This is a genomic window from Sphaerisporangium corydalis (assembly GCF_025506355.1).
In the GTDB taxonomy this organism is placed as follows: Bacteria; Actinomycetota; Actinomycetes; order Streptosporangiales; family Streptosporangiaceae; genus Sphaerisporangium; species Sphaerisporangium corydalis.
Genome location: NZ_JANZYP010000018.1, coordinates 108457 through 129097, shown reverse-complemented (window position 1 = coordinate 129097; position 20641 = coordinate 108457). Strand labels below are relative to the sequence as shown.

The window sequence follows — 20641 nt, the reverse complement described above, 5'->3', positions numbered from 1 at the left end:
AGCGCAATTGCTGGTGAAACCCTTTATTTTAGGCGGTCTGACCGTATTATGTACTTTCGGGTTGCTTAATTACGGACAGATGAAGTCCGGATAGGCCTCCGGTTTCGCGCATGTTTCGGAGGTCGCGGGCGCGCTCCGACGGCCTCCGTCTGCTTGAATCGAAGCTGACGACGCGCCATGTTCCCGGAGGACGCTTATGCCCCGGCCATCGTGGCCGATCGATCGGCGGGACGGTCCGGACGCGGGCCGAAGGCCCGGCCACGGACCCGCCCGCAGGGGCGGCCGGGAACGCGGGGGAGGCCACCGGTCCCGGCGCGGCCTGCTGATCAGTCTCGCCCCGCCGATGGCCGGCATCGGCGCGGCGGTCGCCAGCGTGCTGGCCACCTCGCTCGACGTGTGGGACCTCCCCGTCCAGGCGAAGATCATCGTCACCGTCCTGGCGGCCCTGCTGGTGGGCCTGCTCGCCTGGGCGACCACCGGCAACGGCGCCTCGGAGCCCGCGCCCGGCCCGGGACGCCCGGGGACCGAGGCGCCCGCGCAGCTCCCTCCGGTGATCGAGCACTTCACCGGGCGCGCCGACTCGCTGGCCCGGCTGCGCGGCGCCTTCGCCGAACGCACGAGCCGCACCGGCGAGCCGGCGGCGCCGCTGACGATGTCGATCTACGGTCCCGGAGGGGTGGGCAAGTCGGCGCTGGCGACCCGCTTCGCGCACGAGATCAAGGACGCCTACCCCGACGGCCAGCTGTACTTCGACCTGCGGGGCACCGACCTGCCGGTGCGGCCGGAGGACGTGCTCCTCGGGTTCCTGCGGGCGCTCGGCGTGCGGCTGACCACCGACCCCGGCGGGATGCGCGAGCTGCAGAAGCTGTGGTGGACCTGGACCCAGGGCCGCCGGATCCTGATATTTCTGGACAACGCGGAGCGCGGTGACCAGGTACGCGACGTGATCCCCCCGGAGTCCGGATGTGCGGTGATCATCACCTCCCGCCAGCCGCTCTTCCTGCTCAACGCCTACGACCGCAAGCTCTCGGTCTTCACCGAGGCCCAGGGGGTCGAACTCCTCGCGCGGCTCTCCGGCGACGACCGGGTCGCCGCCGACCTGGAGTCCGCCCAGCGCATCGTCCGCATGTCCGGCCAGCTCCCCCTGGCGATCAGCATCTGCGGCGGGCGCCTGCGCACCCGGGAGAACTGGACGCTGGCCGAGTTCGCCGACCGCCTCAGCGACGAGCGCCGCAGGCTCGACCAGCTCGAGGTGGGCCCCAAGATCGACCTCAGCGTGCGGGCGTCCCTGCAGCTCGGGTACGACACCTGCACCGACATCCAGCGGCGCCTGCTGCGCCTGCTCGGGGTGCTGACCGCCCCGGACATGCCGGGCTGGGTGGCCGGCGACCTGCTCGGGGTCTCGGCGATGGACGGCGAGGACCAGCTCGAAGCCCTGGTCGACGCCCAGCTCGTCGAGTTCATCCCCCTGGAGGGCGGCGCCGGCACGCCGACCCGCTACCGGCTGCACGACCTCGTGCGCCTGTACGCCCGCGAGCGCGCCCTGATCGAGGAGAGCGACGAGGCCCGTCTCGTGGCCGTCGAGCGCGTCCTGTCGGGATACCGCCGCCGGGCCGAGACGGCCGCGATGGCCCGCTGGCCGCAGGACTGGCGCCGGCGCGGCACCCACCACCAGGGGCCGCAGGACGGGCCGGAGGAGCAGGCGCCCGCCGCCGAGTGGTTCACCGTCGAACGGGCCGCGCTGCTCGCCGCCGTCCACCAGGCCCGCGCCCTGGAGATGTGGGAGCCCGCCTGGGGCCTCGGCCGCGCCTTCTGCTCCCTGTGCCACTCCATGCGCGCCTACTGGTCGGACTGGCGGGTGGTGGCCGAGACGGGGTACGAGGCCGCCACCCACATGGGGGACGCGCGGGCGCTCGGCATCTCGCTGCTGGAACGGGCGGCCATCCTCGGCGGCCGGGGGGACCGCGCGGGTGCGCTGCGCGACGCCGAACGGGCGCTGGACATCTTCACCGGCCTGGAGGAGAAGTGGTGGGCGGCCCGCGCCCGGCGGTCGGTCGGCATGACCCTGTTCGGCGAGGGCGGCCTGGACCGGGGCCAGACGTACTTCATCGACGCCATCGCGGGGTTCAAGGCCGAGGGCGACCGCTGGTGGTCGGCGCGCACGCAGCGCAACCTGGCCGAGCTGCGGCTGTCCCAGCGCCGCACCAGGGAGGCCAGGGGCCTGCTGGAGGAGGGGCTCGCTGTCTTCCAGCAGGAGGGCAACCGCTACTCCGAGGCCCAGACCCAGCGAGCGCTCGGCGAGGTGCTCGCCGCCGAGGCCCGCGCCCTGCGCGCCGAGGGCGACCAAGAGGCCGCCGCACGCAAGTACGTCCTGGCGGCGAACGCCCTGCGGTTCGCGACCAAGGCCTTCCACGACCGGCACGAGGAATGGGAGGAGGCCCGCTGCCTGCGGTCCGCCGGGGAGATCGGCGACCCGCAGAACGGGCTCCAGGAGTACGCGTTCGTCGTCGAGGCCAAGGAGACGCTCGACCGGCTCGGCGACTCCTGGGGGGTGGCGCGCAGCGAGGTCTCCGAGGGGCGGGCGCTGGCCCGCCTCGGCCGGACCAATCGGGCCGTGGCGGCGCTCCACCGCGCCGTGGCCGGGTTCGAGGGCCTGGCCGACCGCTGGTGGCAGGCGCGGAGCCTCCGTACGCTCGCCGAGGTGCTGGTCGAGGCCGGGCGGCCCGCCGAGGCGGTGGAGCCGATCACCCGGGCCCTGGAGCTGTACCGCAGCCTGGGCAACGAGGCGGGGATGGCCCGCGCCCAGGGTGTGCTGGAGCGGGTGACCGGTGCCTGACCGCCCTCAGGCGCGCCAGTGAGGCGGCCTCAGGCGGCCGCCAGGGACAGCAGGTGGCCGCCGGCCCGCCGGGCCTCGTCGATGCTGGCGTGGAAGACGCGCTCCACGTCCTTGGCCTGCAGGCCGAGCCGGTCGATGTGCGGGACGGCCAGCCGGTCCTCGGCGGTGGCCGCCAGGAGCCGCTCGTAGTCGGGGGTGCGCTCCCGCAGCACCCCGAGCTGCCGGTAGGCCCGGTAGACCGCGTCGGCCCGCCGCACCTCGCGGGCGTACTCCTCCAGGGTCGTCACGCGGGAGGTGAGCGAACGGCGGGCCCGGTCGAGCGCGTCGTCGTACGGTGAGAACACGCCGGCGATGTCGTCGGGCACGTCCCTCGGGACGATCCTGTCGTGCTCGGCCCGCGTCCGCGTCAGGTCGGCCAGCCGCTGGGCGAGCCGCCAGACCTCGGCGGGCAGGGTGACGGAGTTGTCGATGGCGTCCAGCAGCCCGGCGCCGTTCACCTGCGAGCCGAGCACGCCGGCGACCGCGGACTGGGCCCGTGCCAGCAGCTCGCGGCAGCCCGCGTCAAGGTCCTCGGGCAGGATGAACCGGCCGGCGTGGGCGGCGGCCAGGCGCAGGCGCCTGCGGGCGTCGCGCCGCTTCGGGTCGCCCGCCAGCGCCTGCGTGCCGCCGAAGGCCGCGACCACGGCGCCGATCGCGACCATGCCCCAGGGGCCGGTCACCATGAGCGCCACGAGCAGGAATGACGTGACGACGAGCACCATGCCGGGGGTGGGACCCGAGGGCGGCGGGACGGCCCCGGCGCGCACGGCGCGCAGGATCGCGGGGCTGGACCTGAGGGTGCCCGCGACGGAGGCGGGTAGATCAGGGTCGAGGACGACTTCCGGGACGGTCCTCCGTGGGTCCACATGACCTCCTCTGGGGAAGGCGGACGATCGGGCGAAGCCCGTTGCGGGGCTCGGTTCTTTACATCACGCGCGGGCCGGCGGCACGATGTCAGACGCCACGTAGCGGACACGTTCTTTTGCCACTGTGCCCCTCCCGCCTTCTTCGCGAGGACATATAGCGCCTATAGGGTTCGAAGTGATGAATGAACTAACGAGGTGGATAGCTCTTGACGGGGCCGTGAACGTGCGAGACCTGGGCGGTCTCCCCACGCTCGACGGCGAGACGACCAGATTCGGAAGGGTGCTGCGCTCGGACAACCTGCAGGACCTGACGGACGCCGACGTGGAACGGCTCGTCGGCGACCTCAAACTGCGCGACGTGGTCGACCTGCGCTCCAACGCCGAGGTCACCCTCGAAGGCCCGGGCCCGCTCACCCACGTGCCCGACGTCGGCGTCCACCACCTGACCCTGTTCGCCGAGGGCGGCCGGTACACCGACGTCGAGGCCGACACCGGCGAGACCCGCATCGAAGGCGACAGGGTCCTGCCCTGGCAGGGCAGGCGGGAGCGCGACGACCCCGAGGTCCGCGTCCTCGGCTTCTACTACGCCTACCTGCGCGACCGTCCCGACTCGGTGCTCGCCGCGCTCCGCGTGCTCGCGCACGGCGAGGGCGCGGCCATCGTCCACTGCGCGGCCGGCAAGGACCGCACCGGCGTGGTGTGCGCGCTGGCGCTCGCGGTCGCGGGGGTCACCCGGGAGGCGATCATCGCCGACTACGCCGCCACGGGCGACCGGCTGGAGGGCATCCTCGCCCGGCTGCGGAGCAGCTCCACCTATCGGGACGACCTGGACGCGCGCCCGGCCGAGAGCCACCTGCCGCGCCCGGAGTTCATGGAGAACTTCCTGGCGGTGCTCGACGAGCGGCACCAAGGCCCGCTCGGCTGGCTCGCCGAGCACGGCTGGACCCCCTCCGACGAGGCCGCCCTGCGCTCGCGCCTGCTCGACTGAGCCCGCGCGCCGGGGCTTGAGGCCGCCCGCGCTCGCATCCGCCCGGTCCGCCCCGCCCGGTCCGCCCCGCCCGGTCCGCCCCGCCCGGTCCGCCCGGGACGGGACGCGCTAGGCCGGGCCTCCGTCGGCCGGAGGGGCGAGGGTGAGCGGGACGACGCGGCGCTCGGCCGCCGAGGTCCGGGCGGCGTGCAGCACGGCCAGCGCGTCGGCCACACCGGCCGGGTCCACCGGCGGCGGCGCTCCGGTGGTGAGGCAGGCCAGCACGCCCGCGTAGAACTCCTGGTAGGCGCCGGGCATGGTCTCGACCGGGCGGCTGTCGCCGTCCACGCCGAGCACGCCCCACCGCTCGGGCGGTTCGGTGCCCCAGCCGGGGCCGCCGGGACGCTCCCCGGCCCGCAGCCGGTCCTCCTGGGGGTCCAGGCCCCACTTCACGTAGGCCCCCCGCGAGCCGAGCACGCGGAACCTCGGGCCTAGTTGCCCGGTGACGGCGCTCATCCACAGGTGGGACCGGGCGCCGTTCGCGTGGGTCAGGGCGACGAACGCGTCGTCGTCCGCCCCGACGCCGGGCCGCCGGACGTCGGTCTCGGCGTACACGTCGGTCACCGGGCCGAGGTAGCGCAGGGCCTGGTCGACCAGGTGGCTGCCCAGGTCGTACAGCAGGCCGCCCAGCTCGTCGGGGCCGCCGTTCTCGCGCCACCCGCCCTTGGGCACCGGCCGCCAGCGCTCGAACCTGGACTCGAAGCGATGGACCTCGCCGAGGTCGAGCCCGGAGAGGGTGCGGAAGTCGCCGTCCCAGCGGCGGTTCTGGAACACCGTCAGCATCAGGCCGCGCTCGCTCGCCAGCACGGCCAGTTCCATGGCCTCGGCGGCGGTGGCGGCCAGCGGCTTGTCCACCACCACCGGCAGGCCGGCCGACAGGGCGAGCGTGGCGAGCGGGACGTGGGTGCGGTTCGGGGACGCGACCACGACCAGGCCGAGCCCGAGGCCGAGCAGGTCCTCGGCCGAAGGGACGATCATGACGCCTGGGTGGTCGCGCGCGGCGCGCTCCGCCTTGGCGGGGTCCCGGGTCACCACCGCGCGGAGCCGCAGGCCCGGGGTCGCGGCGACGAGCGGCCCGTGGAAGAACTCCCCGGCCGGGCCGTACCCGGCCAGGCCGACGTCGATCACGAGTCCTTCTCGTCGCGTTCGGCCAGGAAACGCTCGAACTGGGCGGCGAGCTCGTCCCCGGTCGGCATCGGCGTGGTCTCGGCCATGAGGCTCTCGCGCTCGGCGCCCGCGGTGAACGCGTCGTACTGCTGCTCGAGGCCCTGGATGGCCGTGGACAGCTCGGCCGAGGCGATGATCTGCTCCTCGATCTCCGCCGTGGTCTTCTCGGCGGCGTCCCGCAGGCCCTCCAGGGGGAACACCAGCCCCGTGCTGCGGGTCACGGACTCGAGGGCCGTCACCGCCGCCCGGGGGTACTCCGCCTGGGCGAGGTAGTGGGGGACGTGCACGGCGTACCCGAGGGCGTCGTGGCCGCGCGCCCCGAGCCGCAGCTCGATCATGGCGGCGGCGCTGCCCGGCACCTGGATCTTGCCGAACGGGCTCCCGGGGCCGGATACCAGGCCGGGCCTGGTGCCGTGGGAGGTCACGCCGAGCGGGCGGGTGTGCGGGGCGGCCATCGGTATGCCGTGCATGGTGACCAGCTTGCCGACGTTCAGCCGGGTGGCCAGGGCGCCGATCGCCTCGGTGAACAGCTCCCATTCGCGGTCGGGCTCGGGGCCGCTCATCACCAGGAAGGGCGTGCCCGAGGCGTCGTTGGCGAGGTGGACGGCGAGTTCGGGGGTCTCGCAGTCGACCCACCGGTCGGTGTCGAAGGTCATCAACGGCCGCCGCGACCGGTAGTCGAGGAGGCGGTCGACGTCGAACGTCGCCACGACCCGGTGCTCCAGTTCGGCGAGCAGGTGGCCGACGGCGAGCCGACCGGCTCCTCCGGCGTCCACGAAGCCCTCAAAGTGGTAGAGCAGCACCGGATCGGTCAGCTCAGGAACGTCACCGCTGAGCCGGTAGAGATCCGTCGGGTCGAACACCTTGGGTCCCAGCCTTTCTTTCGTCTCTCAAGAGAGAACCTATGGGATGTCCTGGGGATTCCGCCGGGCGAGTCCACTACCCGCGGTTCGGGCCCGCGCACCCCGGCGGTGCACAATGGTGGCGTGCGCGACGACGCGGAGATCGAGCTCGCCACCCGGCTGTTCCAGATGGCCAGGGAGGGGCGCACGGCCGAGCTGTGCGCCTACGTCGAGGCCGGGGTTCCGGCGAACCTCGGTAACGACAAGGGTGACACGCTTCTGATGCTGGCCGCCTACCATGGCCACGCGGAGACGGTGAGCGTGCTGGCGTCGCTCGGCGCCGATCCGGGACGCGCCAACGACAAGGGGCAGACGCCGCTCGCGGGGGCGGTGTTCAAGAAGGAGCCGGAGGTGGTGCGGGCGTTGCTGGAGGCGGGGGCCGATCCGTACGACGGCGCGCCGTCGGCGGCCGAGACCGCCCGGATGTTCGGTCATACCGAATACCTGGCCTGGTTCACCCAGAAAGCCTAAACGGGCCGCTGAATCCGTAGATTTTGCCATGTAGTTACGGGGGGTTTTTGTTGCGATGATGTGGAGATGGCTGATTTAGCGCCTTCCAGGCTTATTCTCCCACCTTTGTCGTGTCCGTTCCCCAGCCTGATCAGCCCGTACGCGGACCAGGTCAACACGGAGACCTTCTCCTGGCTGGTGGCGAGCCGCATGATCGACGACCCGGCCGAGCTGGAACGCTACAGAGAGGCCGGCTACGGCGATCTGGGCGCCCGCACCTACCCCTACGCCGGGCACGAGATGCTGCGCCTGGTGACCGACTGGTGCGTGTGGCTCTTCGCCTTCGACGACGCGTTCTGCGAGTCCGACCGCCGCGCCGCGGAGATCGCCCGCGCACTGCCGCAACTGCTCACCGTCCTCGACGACCTCGACGGCCGCGCGGACGGGGCCCACGTGGAGAACCCCTTCGCACGGGCGATGCTCGACATCAAGGGCCGGGTCGGCGCGGTCGCGAACGCCGACCAGCTCGACCGCTGGTGCTCGGTCACCAAGGACTACCTGTTCGCGCAGGTGTGGGAGGCCGCCAACCGCGAGGACGCCGTGGTGCCCACCTACGGCGACTACATCTTCATGCGGCGCAGGACCGGGGCCATGCTGACGGTCTTCGCCCTGATCGACGTGGCCACCGGCCATCCCCTGACCCCCGGCGAGTGGCGCCACCACGACGTGCGGGCGATCACCGAGAGCTCCAACGACGTGGTGGTCTGGGACAACGACCTGCTCTCGTACGCCAAGGAGCGCTCGGGGGTCAACTCGCGCAACAACCTGGTCAGCGTGCTCGCCCGGCACCGGCACCGGTCGATCCAGCACGCCATGAACCAGATCGGCAAGATGCGCGACGAGGCGATCCTGCGGTTCCTGGTGCTGCGCTCGGAGCTGGAGGTCCTCGCCTCCGGCGCCGTCGCCGCCTACATCCGGGGCCTCGAACACTGGATCAGCGGGAGCATCGCCTACTCCCTCACCAGCACGCGGTACACCCGGGCCTGGCAGAGCGCGCCGTCACCCGGCGCCGGCGGGAACTGACCGAGGGGCGGGGCCGCCCGATCCCGGCAGGGCGGCCTTCCCCGGGAACCGGGCCGGTCGGGCACCTGTCAGGGACGGGGGCCCGGCCGGGCGGGCCTCGGGCCGTCAGGGGGCGGGGGCCTGGCTCGGGTCGATCTCGCCCATGGTGTAGCTGACGGCCTCCTCGAAGTTCATCTTGGAGCCCTGCTGGTAGGCGGTGAGGTACGGCTCCTCGCCGAGCATCCGCTTGCACTCCTTGACGCACCGCTCGTGCTCGGTGCCGAAGAACGGCGAGCCGAACCTCGGCAGCCCGAAGAGCTGCCAGTTCGCCTGCGCCGCCCCGAGGATGCGCGCCGCACGCGCCGCGTCGCCCTGCTCGACGGCGAGCTGGGACAGCGTCTCCATCGCCAGGACGGCCCCGAGCACGTCGTGGAAGTGCCGCTTGATCCGCAGGGACTCCTGCGCGCTCAGCACCGCGTCCGCCGTGCGGCCGGTCATCCGCTCGATCGCGGAGGTGGCCCACACGGCGTAGGAGCGCAGCCACAGCTCCCCGCGCTCGGTGCAGAGCTGGCGGCAGTCGCGCAGCAGCGACTCGGCCTCGCTCAGCTCGTCCTGCTGGGTGAGCACCACCGCGAGCTCGACGATCGCCGGCAGCAGCCCGGGGTTGAGCTCGCGCCCGCTGCGGTGGAACTCGATCGCCACGCCGAGCAGGGCGGTCGCCTTGTGCAGGTCGCCCTGGAGGAACGCGGCGGTCCCCTGCATCTTGGTCGCCAGGATGACCGCGATCGAGTCGCCGACGCGGACCGCGTCGGTGGCGCACGCGTCCGCCGCCTCCAGCGCGCCGGTCGTGTCGCCCTGGGCGCTGCGGACGTAGGCCAGCACCCACAGGGCCTTGCAGCGTTCCTTGCTGGGCTGGGTGCACGCGAGCAGCGCCCGTTCGAGGTAGAGGCGGCCCTCCCGGGCGAACCCGCAGGCGACCCACATGAACCACAGGCAGGACAGCAGCTCCAGCCCCGTGCGCGCCTCGCGGTTGTCGTTCAGGCAGTAGTCGAGCGCGGCCCGGATGTTGTCGTGCTCCTGGCGCATGCGCCCGAACCAGTAGACCTGCCTCGGCCCCGACCAGGCGTGCTCGCCCCGCTCGGCGAGCTGCAGGTAGTAGTCGCGATGGCGGCGCCGGACCCAGTCGGTCTCCTCCAGCTTGTCCAGCCACTCCCTGCCGTAGTGGCGCAGGGTGTCGATCAGCTTGTAGCGCACCCCGGCACGGTCGTTGCTGCTCAGCAGGATGGACTTCTCCACCAGGCCGACGACGAGCTCCATGACGTTCTCGGCGGGCAGGTCCTGGCTGGCGCACACGTACCGGGCGGCCTCCAGCTCGAAGTCACCCGAGAAGATCGACAGCCGGGCCCACAGCAGCCGCTCGGCGGGCTCGCACAGCTCGTGGCTCCAGCCGATGGCCGCCCGCAGGGTCTGGTGGCGGGGCAGCGCCGTACGGCTGGCGCCCGCCAGCAGGCTGAAGCGGTCGGTCAGCAGGGCCAGGATCTGCTCCACCGACAGCGCACGCAGCCGGACCGAGGCCAATTCGATGGCCAGCGGGATGCCGTCGAGCCGCCGGCACAGCTCCGAGACCGCGTCGATGTTGTCCTCGTCGACCGAGAAGCCAGGGACGACCGCGGAGGCGCGCTCGGCGAAGAGCTGGACCGACTCGTTCACGAACGGGCTCTCGGCGAGGTCGTCGCCGGGCACCAGCAGGGGGGAGACCGGGATCGTCTGCTCACCCTGGACGCCGAGGGACTGCCGGCTGGTCGCCAGCACGTGGGCGTGCGGGGCGCTGCGCAGGAGCTGGTCCACCAGCGTCGCGACGGAGTCGAGGAGGTGCTCGCAGGAGTCGATCACCAGCAGGACGGTGCGCGGGCCGAGCCACTGGGCGAGCGTCTCGGCCTCGGGGCGCGCCGACTGGTCGGCGATGCCGAACGCGGCGTTGACGGAGTGCTGGACCATGGTCGGGTCCTGCAGGCGGGACAGGTCGACGTACCAGACCCCGTCGGGGAACTGGGAGGTGACCTGGTGGGCGATGCGCAGGGCCGTGCGGGACTTGCCGACGCCGCCGATGCCCGTCACGGTGACCAGGCGGGAGTCCTGCAGGCGTTGCCTGATGGTGGCGAGCAGCCGATCTCGCCCCACGAAGCTGGTGAGCTCGGCGGGGAGATTTCCCTCTCTTCGCCATCCGGCGGGCGTTGACATGGGCCGCCTCACGGGGGTCGTTCCGGCGTGCTACCTGATTCCGCATCGTACCTGTGCGAGGCGTTAGCTGTCCTTGTGCCACGGATGTACGCCCGAAATGCGGGTTTATAAGTGGCTTTTCTGAGAATCGTGGCCGTAATTCCAGTTAGGGGGAAATGGGGCCCTTGTGGGAACGGATGACCGCGCACTTCAGCGGGCGCGTAGCATTGTGCCGTGACTTCGCACGAGCCGGACGACCTGCGCCCGGTGGACCTCTCCGACGAGGGACCGCCGGTGCTGCCCGACCAGACCAGCGACGACACCGACTCAGGGTGGGGCGACTGGTCCGCGCCGGACGACGTGTCCCATCTGCTGGAGGAACGCCCCCCGCACTGGGGCTGATCCAGCCCTGTCCGCTTACGGGCCGGCACACCTGAGGGGGTGCCGGCCCGAGGACGTCGTCAGGCGCCTACGGGGTCGGCCGACGGCGCGGAACCGTTGACGGTGAGCACCCGCACGGGCTGTTCGGCCCGCTCGGCGCCGTCCGGCACCACGATCGCCGGGAACGTTCCCGTGTCGACGATCCCGTGCTCGTTGTAGGCGATCTCGATAAGGGCGTGGGCTCGCGGCTCCAGCTTCCACAGCGCCCGGTACTCCCGCGCCGTCACGATCGACAGGCCGGTCTCCCTGGCGATGTCGGCCGCGCGCGGGACGAACCTGCGCTCGATCTGCTTGTCCCAGTACGCGCGCGCGGCCCGGATCAGCGCCGCCCGCTGGGCGGTGTCCACCACCTGGGGGGCCTGCTCCAGCATCTCGGCCTCCTCGTCGTCGTCGGCGATGTACGCGCCGAGCGGTGAGGCGGCCACCGGCAGCGCGTGCGGCCTCGGGGCCGTGGGCTGCTCGGGTTCGGGGCCCCACGGGACCGGCGGGCGGAGGTCGATCAGGGCGCTGGTGTTGTAGAGCGCCCCGATCTGGGACAGCAGCGCCTCCTGGCGGTCGGTGTCGACCGCCAGGCCGGTGTGCTCGACGGCCTGGTCCATCATGCGGTCGAGCCGGCCGAGCGCCACGCGCATCTTGCGGTCGGAGGCGCCGGCCTCCCGGAGGGCGCGGGCCCGCTTGGCCGCCAGCGCCACCCGGGTCAGCCTGCGGTGGGCGTCGACCTCGCTGGCCGTACGGTCGCTGACCTCGGCCAGGCCGAGCCTGACCATGGCGCGCTCGGGCGTCAGCCGCCACTTGATGCGGGAACGGCCGGTGATGCGGTGGCGTTCGATGGCCATGCCGCGCTCCCAGAGCCACGCGGCGACCAGAGGGGCGGCGAGCCGGAAGATCGCCTCGGCGAGGCTGCGGGCGTCCAGGCTGGACAGGACCGCGGACAGGCCGGTGAGGGCCCACACGGCCATCCCGTCGATGCCGGCGGAGAAGTTCTCCCGCATGTTGCGCCGGGCCCGCACCGCGCTGGTGATCACCGCGACCTCGATGAACGCGAAGAGCAGCAGGCGCAGCGGGCCGTCGAAGCCGAGCACGTCACCGGAGAAGCGCCACATGCCCTGCGCGGACACGCCGGTGGCGATGCTGGCGGCGACGATGGTGAGGATGTCCTCCGCCGGGCGGTTCTCGGCGAAGCGGCGGAAGGTCTGGGCGCACACCCGGTAGGCGGCGCGAAGGGCGAAGTATGCCAGAACCAGAACCACCAGGACGGACACGCAGATGCTGGCCGTTCCAACCGGATGGTCTGATGCGAAAGTGGTTATCTGCTCGATGGGGGGCATCAGTCTCTGTCCGTCATTCTCGATGTCCGACAGGATTCGAGAGGATCATTCCAGAGTATCGGCCGTCATGTTCGCCGAAACGGACATTCGTCTCGCGAAAGTAACCGTTCGCCACCCGCCCCATCCACCTCGGATTCCCGTTTCCTCCCTCCGGCCACCCAATTCCCCTTTCTCCCCACCCACCAGCGATTTCCAAATCCCCATAAATCCCCATAAATCGGACCAGGGGAGGGGGTGTCGGGGCGGGGTTGAGGAAGCGGTCGCGGTTCAGGTGCTTGGGTGGGGGGTTAGGAGACGATGTCTTTTTTGCGGAAGCGGCGGAAGGCCAGGGCGAGGAGGATCGCGGCGTAGGTGACCGACAGGGCGGCGCCTTTGATCATTCCGCTCCAGTCGAGGGCGGGGACGAGCGCGTCCAGCCAGGCGGTGTTCCAGAAGGTCGGCAGGAACTCGCGTATCGACCCCAGGGCCTCCACCGCCTGCAGGATGTTGCTCACGATGACCAGCCCGACCGCCCCGCCGACCGCGCCGAGCGGCGAGTCGGTGCTCACCGACAGCAGGAACGCCAGGGCCGCCACCACGAGCTGGCTCACCAGGGCGTACCCGATCACGATCGCGAACCGGGGCAGCACGGCGGAGGCGGAGATGGTCTCGCCGGAGCCCGGCAGGCGGACGTCGTTCCAGCCGAACGCCACCGTGCCCGCGAGCAGCGCCATCAGCGGGAGCGCGATCACCGCCGCCGCCGAGTACCCGAGGGCGACCACCAGTTTCTGCCGCAGGAGCCGGTCGCGGGGCACCGGCGCCGCCAGAAGGTAACGCAGCGAGGACCAGTTCGCCTCGCTGGCGACGGTGTCCCCGCAGAACAGCGCCACCGCCACGACCAGCAGGAGCGTCGCCGACACCGACAGCGTGAACGCGGCGAAGTTGAGACCGCCCTGGGTGGCGAGGTCGGAGATCCGCAGCGAGTTCTGCTGCGCCGGGGCGGGACCCAGGGAGAACGCCACCACCAGGATCCACGGCAGCGCCAGCAGCAGCCCGAACATCACCAGCGTGCGGCGCCGCTTGAACTGCCGCACGATCTCCACCCGCAACGGCAGCGTGCGACGCGGTGCGTAGGCCGTGGTCATCGCGAGTCCCCGATCAGGTCCAGAAATACGTCCCCAAGCTCCACCCGCGACGGCAGCGTGTGACGCGGTGCGTAGGCCGTGGTCATCGCGAGTCCCCGATCAGGTCCAGGAAGACGTCCTCGAGACGTCCCTTCGAGCCGTTGGACGACACCGCCGTCCCGAGCAGGTCGCTGACCGGGCCGGCGGTGACCAGGCGGCCCCGGTGCATCATCACGACGTGGTCGCAGGTCTGCTCCACCTCGGCGAGCATGTGGCTGGACACGATCACCGTGCGGCCCTGGGCGGCGTAGCGGATCAGCACCCCGCGCATCTCGGCGATCTGCGGCGGGTCGAGGCCGTTGGTGGGCTCGTCGAGCACCAGCAGGTCGGGCAGGCCGAGCATGGCCTGGGCGATGGCGAGGCGCTGCCGCATCCCCTGGGAGTACGTGCGCACCGCCCGGTCGAGCGCGGCGCCGAGGCCGGCGATCTCCAGCGCCTCCTCCATGTGCGCGTCGTCCCCCGGCCGCCCGGTCACCCGCCAGTACAGGTCGAGGTTCTCCCGCCCGGACAGGTGGGGCAGGAAGCCCGGCCCCTCGACGAACGACCCGAGCCGCGACAGCACCGGGGCGCCGGGCGTCACGCGGTGCCCGAAGATCCGGATCTCGCCGGCGTCCGGGCGGATCAGGCCCATCAGCATCCGCATGGTGGTCGTCTTGCCCGCGCCGTTCGGCCCGAGCAGCCCGAGTACCTGGCCCTGCTCCACCCGGAACGACAGGTCGTCCACGGCCAGTTCCCCGTTGCGGTACCTCTTGGTCAGGCCGGTGATCTGCAGCGGGACCCCGGCCAGCTCCGGGTCGGGCTCGTCGGGCCGGCGGGCGCGGCCGATCAGCAGCAGGGCGGTCGCGACAGCGAGCGCGGCCAGCGGCATCGCCCAGGTCCACCACGCGAGGCCCGGCCCTGCGGCCGTCAGCGCGGCGTCCGTCGGCACGGTGATCGTCTGCGACGCCAGGCCGACGCGGTGGACCGACGGCTCGGCCGGGGAGGCGAACCCCATGTCGGTGGTGCTCAGCACGAGCCGCAGCCGGTGCCCGGCGTCGAAGCGGTAGTCGATCGCCGGGAGCGTGATCGCGGCGGTGGTGCCCTGCTCGGTGGCGGTGACCCGGACCGGCGCCACCAGGCCCTGCGGCAGGGCCGGGCGCTGGCCGCCCACGTCGTACAGCTTGGCGAACAGGGTCACCTCGCCCGTGCCGTGCACGCGGACCCGCACCGTCGGCGAGCCGGTCACCGCCAGCGGCGCGGCCAGCGGCCCGCTCTCGAACGCGGCGCTCTGCCCCGGCATGTCGATCGCCAGCCCGGCCCCGCCGAGGCCGTTGAGCAGGGAGCCGACGCCCGGCACCGTGGAGATCGCGGCGGGCGAGCCGCCGGGCGGGCCGGCCACCTGCTGGTCAGGACCGCTGATCGTGATGGCCGCCTGCGTGGTGCCCGCCAGGCCGGGGTAGGCGCCGGTGCCGGCGTGGACCAGGACCGGGCGGCGGGTGCCCGGGTCGCGCCCGCCGTCGCGGGTGACGGTGAAGACGTCTCCGGGCGGCGCGCCGTCCTTCTTGAGCCAGCGGCCGAACCAGTCGAGGGTGCTCCCGGTCACCCAGTCGACCTCGCCGTCGCCGCCGTCGTGGCCGCCGTCGAACCAGGCGACCTGGACGGGGGCGCCGGTCGCGGCGATGGCCCGCGCGTTGGCGTCGGCCTGGCCGAGCGGGAACAGCGAGTCGCGCTTGCCCTGAATCAGCAGGGTCGGCACGCGGATCTTACCGGGCATCGACACCGGGCTCGACCTGCGCAGCATCTGGACGGCTTCGGGGGTGGCGCGGCCGGTCTTCGCGACCTGCTGGTACATCTCGCAGATCGCCGGGAGGAAGCGCCCGCACTGGACGTCCTGCGCTTGGGCCGCCGGGTTCGCCGTGCCGGCCGGCGGGGTGCCGTCGCCGGGCCCGGCCGGCTGCCCGGAGCCGCCGCCGTCCGCCCCCGCCGCTCCCGCGCCGGTTCCGCCGGTGGCCCCGGCGAGGCCTCCGAGGCCGCCCGACTGCGGAGAGTCGATCGCGCTGCTGAAGAACAGCCCGGCCCACATGCGCTTGAACACGCCCTGCTCCGGGCCCGCGCCCGTGGCGTCGGGGAACAGCGCGTCCGCCAGGTCGTACCAGGTGATCTGCGGGACGATCGCGTCGATCCTCGGGTCGTAGGCGGCCGACATCAGGCTGATCGCCCCGCCGTACGAGCCGCCGGCGACGCCGAGACGGGGGTCGCCCGCGGCGTCCAGCAGCACCTCGGGCCGCCGGGCCAGCCAGTCGATGAGCTGCTGGACGTCCTTGACCTCGTAGTCGGGGGAGTTCAGGGCGATCTGCCCGGTGGAGGCGCCGAAACCCCGGGCCGACCAGGTCAGCACCGCGTACCCCTCCTGGGCCAGCAGCACGGCCTGGTCGCGCATGCTCCGCTTGCTGCCGCCGAAGCCGTGGGCCAGCAGGATGGCGGGCGCCTTCCCGCCCCCGGCGGGCGGGAAGAAGCTGGCGTCCAGGGTCACGCGCTGGTCGCCTGCGGGCCCGTCGACGACGGGGATCCGCAGATCGAGCCCTCGCATCGGCGGGGGCGACGGCCACAGGGCCCACACCGCCGCGCCGACCGCCAGTAGCACCGCGACGGTCAACGCCACCGGCCGCCTCCCCGCAAGCTTCATGCGGCGAGCCTACTTATCCCTGCTGAGAGACGGCTGAGACGCCTCCTCCGAGGTGGGGAGAGTCATCTCGGGGAAATCCCCGATTGCGGAGCATGTCAAGGACCGGCATCATTTCTACGCGTGACGTCAGGCGCAGGTATCAAGGTCAAGGCCACTCGTGCCGCCGAGTGGGCCCTCCCCTACTGGACGAGGGGAGAGGCGGGGCGGGAGACCCCACCTGACCTGCTGCGTGTCCTGTACGCCGGGTGGATCGCCGCGTTCGTCCTGAAGGTGCTCGGCGCCTCCTGGGACGTCTCCTGGCACTTCAAGTGGCTGCGCGACGATCTCGCGCCGCCTCACCTGCTCAACAGCGCCGGCACGGCCATCGTGGTCGCCCTGGTGATCACCCACAGCTACACCGGGTACGGCGTGGACCGCATTGCGCTGCGGCTGATCCAGTGGGGGACCGGCGCTTTCCTGATCGCCGTCCCGATCGACCTGATCAACCACCGGGTGAACGGGGTCGACATCACCTCGTGGAGCCCCTCCCACATGCTGCTGTACGTCGGCACGGCGTTCATGATCGCCGGGGTGATCCGGGGGTGGTACGTCTGCTCGCCCATGGGCGGCCGGCGCGCGGTCGTCCTCGGCGCGCTCTTCGTCTTCTGCATGGAGAACACCCTTTTCCCCAGCGAGCACCAGGAGTACGGCGTGCTGGAGCTCGCCTCCTGGGACCGGGGGCAGCCGTACGCCGAGCCCACCCTGATCAACTTCGCGGCCGAGCAGATGGGCCGCCAGGTCGACCGGGTCATGGTGGCGAAGTTCTCGCTGCCCGTCCCCGAATGGGTGTACCCCATGTGGTTCGGCATCGCCGCGGTGATCGTGCTGGTCGTGGCGCGTAACCTGATCGGGCGCAGGTGGGCCGCCACGGCGGTGGCCGCCGTGTACGTCGCCTACCGGGCCGCCATCTGGCCGCTGCTCGTCGTCGCCGGCTTCCCGCCGTCGGCGGTCCCGTTCTTCCTGATCGGCGCCGCCGTCTGCGTCGACGTGGCGTTCCTGGTCCGGATGCCGTTCGCCCGCGCCGCGCTCGGGACCGTCCTGGTCACCGCCGCCGTGTACGGCGGGCTCGCGGTGCAGGACCGGCTGCTGGAGGCACCGCCCTACCTGCTCGCCTCCGCGCCGGTGTCCGCCGTCCTGCTCGGCGCCGCGTGGTTCGGCCTGGAATGGTACGGCCGCAGGCGCCCGCGCGAGTCGCCCGGCTCGCTGACCCTGGGCGCCCCCGTCACCCCCTAGGCGACGGGGGCGCGGGTCAGGGCGACCGCGACGCCGTACGCCAGGCCCATCACGCTGATCTCCAGCGCGGCCCAGGCGGCGAACGCGGTGGTCTTTTGGCGCGCTATGCCCGGCAGCAGGCGCCAGCGGATGTTGGCGCCGAGCACCGCCACCACGCAGACGAAGACGATCTTGGCGACGACGAGCTGCCCGTAACGCGTGGTGAACAGCGACCCTGGCAGGCTGGTGGTCGGGGACAGGACCAGCTCGATCAGGCCGTTGAACAGCCCGGAGAGGCCGACCACGACCAGGGCGACGGTCGCCAGCCGGGAGAACCTCGGCAGCGCGCGGGCCAGCAGATCGCGGTCGCGGGTCAGCAGCACGGCCAGCGCCACCAGCCCGCCGGTCCACACCGACGCGGCGATGACGTGCAGCTCCATGGAGACCATGCTCAGGTCGTGCCAGTACCAGTTCGAGGCGTGCCCGCTGACCGGCAGCGGCAGCAGGCCGAACAGGGCCACGATCACGCGCAGCTCGGCGGGCACCTTCTCGCCGAAGCGGACGGCCAGCAGCCCGAAGAACGTGTAGACGAGCGCGCACGCCGCGCTGATCACCAGGCCCTGCCCGGCGCCGATCACGCTGACGTACGCCGCCGGGTCCGGCGCCCTTCCGGGGGTGATCTCGGCGGCGCTCATGACCATCGCGACCAGGGCGGCGATCGCCCAGCCGAACGCCGTGAACACCGCCCAGCTCCGGGCCCTGGCGAGGACCGTTTCCGTGCGCAGGGGGTCGTCGAACCCGAGGAACCGGGGCAGCAGGCTGAGCCCGACGGTCGCCAGCGCGCACAGGTCGAGGACCAGGCGGACCACCGGCAGCCCGTACTCGATGACCGGCCCCGGGACCGCGATCCCCGGGACCGCCCCCGGCGAGGTCCACCAGCTCGCCACCACCACGGCCAGCAACGCCGCCCCGACCAACCCCACGACCGGCCCCCACCGCACCCGAAACCCCGGTCCACCACCGGGCGGGCCCTCGCCCGGATGAGAGGGGGAGGGGGTGGCGGGCGCGGTGTCGGTTTCGTCGGTGGTGCTCATGCGCTGTGGCCCTTCGCCGGGCGGCCCTGGCGCGCGACGACGAGGATGCCGAGCCCCGACAGCAGCAGCGCGACCACCAGCAGCCCCCACACCCACGCGCCACCGGACGCCGGGGGCACCGAGGAGGTGGTGAGCGCTGTGACGGGGGGCGCGGCGGCGGGGGCCGGGGCCGGGGCGCCCGCGCCGACGGTGAAGCCGATCCTGCCGGTGACGGGGTGGCCGTCGTTGGAGACGATCTGGTAGCCGACGACGTACTCACCGGGCGTCGTGGTGGCAGGGAGCGTGGCCAGCACCTTGTCCCCGTCGACCTTCACCACGGCCCTAGATACGGCGCCGCCGGGAACGGTCAGCGCCACCTGCGCGAAGTCGGCCCTGACCGGCTGGTCGAAGGTCAGCGTCACGCGGGCCGGCACCGAGGCGAGCCGGGCGCCGTCCCTGGGGTCGCTGCCCGTCAGCACGTTGTGGGCCTGGGCGGGCGTGACGGCCACGGCCAGCGCAGCGCCGGCCACCAGCAGGACCGTTAGGAGTCGCCTCACCGGGATATGACCTCTCGTTCGCGTTTACCGGACCCCGCCATGGTGCCACTACGCGCACCCGGAACGCGCAGGGGAGTTCCCGGCATGCCTGGCCGGTCCCGGGCCGCGGTCGTCGGGTGCCGGGGAGATGGCGGGGATTGGGGCCTTTCTCCCGGGGGCGTAGGCGACTACGATCCCAGCACGCCTCATTACAGGGAGCCACGCTGGTGAGTACCGTTCCCCCCGTCATGCCCGCGAACGACGTCCCGGCCGCGCTCGCCGAACCGGTCACCCGGGTGGGCCCCCGCTGGATCACGCTCATCTCGCTGGCGAACCTCGCCCTGTGGATGGCCTACTTCGGCCCCCTGCAGGTGCTGCTGCCGCAGCAGGTCGCGGCGGCGAGCCCGGTGGGCAAGGAGACCGCCCTGGCGTGGGTGACCGGCATCGGCGCGGCGGTGGCCATGGTCTTCAACCCGCTGGCCGGCGCCCTGTCCGACCGGACGGCGGGCCGCTTCGGCCGGCGCCACCCCTGGACGCTGGCGGGCGCGGTCGCGGGCTGCCTCGGTCTGGTCTTCCTGGCGTTCCAGGGGTCGGTCGCGGGCGTGGTGATCGGCTGGTGCCTGGCACAGGCCGGGCTCAACGCCATGCAGGCCGCGCTCACGGCGGGCGTCCCCGACCACGTCCCGGTGGGGCAGCGCGGCGCGGTGTCCGGCTGGATCGGCGTCCCGCAGACGCTGGGCGTGGTGCTGGCCGTCGTGCTGGTGACGATGGTCGTCACGACCACCCGGTCCGGGTACCTGCTGATCGGCGCGCTGGTCCCGCTGTGCGCGCTCCCGTTCGTGCTCACCACCCCCGACCCCCGGCTGCCCGCCGCGCACCGCCCGCCGTTCGACCTGGCGGGGTTCCTGCGCGGCTTCTGGATCAGCCCGCGCGAGCACCCTGACTTCGCCTGGGCCTGGCTGACCCGGTTCCTGATGCAGCTCGGGAACGCGATCGCCCTGCTGTACCTGCTCTACTTCCTCACCGACGCCGTCCACTACGAGCGGTTGTTCCCCGGTCAGAAGCCCGAGGACGGCCTGCTGGTGCTGATCCTGATCTACACCGTGGCCGTGGTGATCACCGCCGTGTCCGGCGGCGTGCTCTCCGACCGCCTGGGCCGCCGCAAGACGCTGGTCACGGTCTCGGGGGTGGTCAGCGCGGTGCCCGCCGTCATCCTGGCCTTCTGGCCGGAGTGGACGATGGTCATGGTGGCCGCCGCGATCATGGGCATCGGGTTCGGCGTGTACCTGTCGGTGGACAACGCCCTGGTCACCCAGGTCCTCCCGGCCGCGACCGGACGGGCCAAGGACCTCGGGGTCATCAACATCGCGAACTCCGGCCCGCAGGTGCTCGCCCCGGTGATCGCCGGGCCCATCGTCGCCGGCCTCGGCGGCTACCCCGTGCTGTACCTCACCGCGGCGGCGCTGGCCCTGCTGGGCGCCGCCCTGGTGTGGAAGATCCGCTCGGTCCCCTGACCCCGCCCCAGATCCGCGGCCGGGGCCCCGAGGGCCCCATGGCCGAGACCGGGACCCCGCCCCAGGGCCGCGACCGGGACCCCGAGGTGCCCGGTCGCGGC

General features: G+C 72.6%; 16 protein-coding genes. 7 read left to right on the top strand and 9 right to left on the bottom strand.

The annotated features are described in order from the left end of the window. The first annotated feature begins 343 nt into the window (after window positions 1-343). Window positions 344-2836, top strand: coding sequence for a tetratricopeptide repeat protein (locus tag NYZ98_RS15640; protein ID WP_262843500.1), 2493 nt, complete (start codon window positions 344-346; stop codon window positions 2834-2836). 29 nt (window positions 2837-2865) lie between these two features. On the opposite strand, the gene NYZ98_RS15635 is transcribed toward NYZ98_RS15640, so the two are convergent. After that, a complete protein-coding gene (locus NYZ98_RS15635) occupies window positions 2866-3741 on the bottom strand; it encodes a hypothetical protein (RefSeq protein WP_262843499.1) in 876 nt (291 codons plus the stop codon). Between the two features lie 178 nt (window positions 3742-3919). Between NYZ98_RS15635 and NYZ98_RS15630 the strand changes: the two genes are divergently transcribed. Beyond that, window positions 3920-4729 carry a tyrosine-protein phosphatase gene (locus NYZ98_RS15630; protein ID WP_262843498.1) on the top strand — a complete coding sequence of 270 codons (810 nt, stop codon included), beginning with the start codon at window positions 3920-3922 and terminating at the stop codon, window positions 4727-4729. Between the two features lie 108 nt (window positions 4730-4837). Here the strand turns inward: NYZ98_RS15630 and NYZ98_RS15625 are convergent, their stop codons facing one another. Further along, window positions 4838-5896, bottom strand: a complete 1059-nt coding sequence (locus tag NYZ98_RS15625) for a Gfo/Idh/MocA family oxidoreductase (protein WP_262843497.1) — start codon at window positions 5894-5896, stop codon at window positions 4838-4840. Continuing rightward, complete coding sequence (locus NYZ98_RS15620; protein WP_262843496.1) at window positions 5893-6798, bottom strand: proteasome assembly chaperone family protein; 906 nt, start codon at window positions 6796-6798, stop codon at window positions 5893-5895. The genes NYZ98_RS15625 and NYZ98_RS15620 overlap by 4 nt, the downstream gene beginning before the upstream one ends. A gap of 168 nt (window positions 6799-6966) precedes the next feature. Between NYZ98_RS15620 and NYZ98_RS15615 the strand changes: the two genes are divergently transcribed. Beyond that, window positions 6967-7308 (top strand): ankyrin repeat domain-containing protein, encoded by a 342-nt coding sequence (locus NYZ98_RS15615; protein WP_262843509.1) that lies wholly within the window; start codon window positions 6967-6969, stop codon window positions 7306-7308. 105 nt (window positions 7309-7413) lie between these two features. Continuing rightward, the gene (locus NYZ98_RS15610; protein ID WP_262843495.1) at window positions 7414-8370 is read left to right on the top strand and encodes a 4-epi-cubebol synthase; all 957 of its coding nucleotides are present in this window, start codon (window positions 7414-7416) and stop codon (window positions 8368-8370) included. A gap of 105 nt (window positions 8371-8475) precedes the next feature. Here NYZ98_RS15610 and NYZ98_RS15605 read toward each other — a convergent pair whose 3' ends face one another. Beyond that, entirely contained in the window at window positions 8476-10530 is a 2055-nt protein-coding gene (locus NYZ98_RS15605) for an ATP-binding protein (RefSeq protein ID WP_262843494.1), read from the bottom strand. Between the two features lie 273 nt (window positions 10531-10803). Between NYZ98_RS15605 and NYZ98_RS15600 the strand changes: the two genes are divergently transcribed. Further along, on the top strand, window positions 10804-10971 hold the full coding sequence (locus tag NYZ98_RS15600; protein WP_262843493.1) for a hypothetical protein: 168 nt from the start codon (window positions 10804-10806) through the stop codon (window positions 10969-10971). Window positions 10972-11030: 59 nt separating this feature from the next. Here NYZ98_RS15600 and NYZ98_RS15595 read toward each other — a convergent pair whose 3' ends face one another. From NYZ98_RS15595 to NYZ98_RS15585, 3 genes are all read right to left on the bottom strand, one after another. After that, a complete protein-coding gene (locus NYZ98_RS15595; RefSeq protein WP_262843492.1) occupies window positions 11031-12260 on the bottom strand; it encodes a hypothetical protein in 1230 nt (409 codons plus the stop codon). Between the two features lie 365 nt (window positions 12261-12625). Next, window positions 12626-13462, bottom strand: coding sequence for an ABC transporter permease (locus NYZ98_RS15590; RefSeq protein ID WP_262843491.1), 837 nt, complete (start codon window positions 13460-13462; stop codon window positions 12626-12628). 82 nt (window positions 13463-13544) lie between these two features. Continuing rightward, a complete protein-coding gene (locus NYZ98_RS15585; protein ID WP_262843490.1) occupies window positions 13545-16166 on the bottom strand; it encodes an alpha/beta fold hydrolase in 2622 nt (873 codons plus the stop codon). A gap of 120 nt (window positions 16167-16286) precedes the next feature. On the opposite strand from NYZ98_RS15585, the gene NYZ98_RS15580 reads away from it, so the two are divergent. Further along, the gene (locus NYZ98_RS15580; RefSeq protein ID WP_262843489.1) at window positions 16287-17438 is read left to right on the top strand and encodes a hypothetical protein; all 1152 of its coding nucleotides are present in this window, start codon (window positions 16287-16289) and stop codon (window positions 17436-17438) included. Here NYZ98_RS15580 and NYZ98_RS15575 read toward each other — a convergent pair. Together NYZ98_RS15575 and NYZ98_RS15570 are read right to left on the bottom strand one after the other, a co-directional pair. After that, complete coding sequence (locus NYZ98_RS15575) at window positions 17435-18511, bottom strand: copper resistance D family protein (RefSeq protein WP_262843488.1); 1077 nt, start codon at window positions 18509-18511, stop codon at window positions 17435-17437. The genes NYZ98_RS15580 and NYZ98_RS15575 overlap by 4 nt on opposite strands. Continuing rightward, window positions 18508-19047, bottom strand: a complete 540-nt coding sequence (locus tag NYZ98_RS15570; RefSeq protein WP_262843487.1) for a copper resistance CopC family protein — start codon at window positions 19045-19047, stop codon at window positions 18508-18510. The genes NYZ98_RS15575 and NYZ98_RS15570 overlap by 4 nt, the downstream gene beginning before the upstream one ends. A 206-nt stretch (window positions 19048-19253) precedes the next feature. Between NYZ98_RS15570 and NYZ98_RS15565 the strand changes: the two genes are divergently transcribed. Continuing rightward, on the top strand, window positions 19254-20540 hold the full coding sequence (locus tag NYZ98_RS15565; RefSeq protein WP_380706502.1) for an MFS transporter: 1287 nt from the start codon (window positions 19254-19256) through the stop codon (window positions 20538-20540). The last annotated feature ends 101 nt before the right edge of the window (window positions 20541-20641 follow it).

Excerpts from the sequence above, each read along its gene's own strand:
- NYZ98_RS15640 (WP_262843500.1), top strand. The coding sequence starts at position 344 with ATGGCCGGCATCGGCGCGGCGGTCGCCAGCGTGCTGGCCACCTCGCTC.
- NYZ98_RS15630 (WP_262843498.1), top strand. The coding sequence starts at position 3,920 with ATGAATGAACTAACGAGGTGGATAGCTCTTGACGGGGCCGTGAACGTG.
- NYZ98_RS15615 (WP_262843509.1), top strand. The coding sequence starts at position 6,967 with ATGGCCAGGGAGGGGCGCACGGCCGAGCTGTGCGCCTACGTCGAGGCC.
- NYZ98_RS15590 (WP_262843491.1), bottom strand. The coding sequence starts at position 13,462 with ATGACCACGGCCTACGCACCGCGTCGCACGCTGCCGTTGCGGGTGGAG.
- NYZ98_RS15585 (WP_262843490.1), bottom strand. The coding sequence starts at position 16,166 with ATGAAGCTTGCGGGGAGGCGGCCGGTGGCGTTGACCGTCGCGGTGCTA.
- NYZ98_RS15575 (WP_262843488.1), bottom strand. The coding sequence starts at position 18,511 with ATGAGCACCACCGACGAAACCGACACCGCGCCCGCCACCCCCTCCCCC.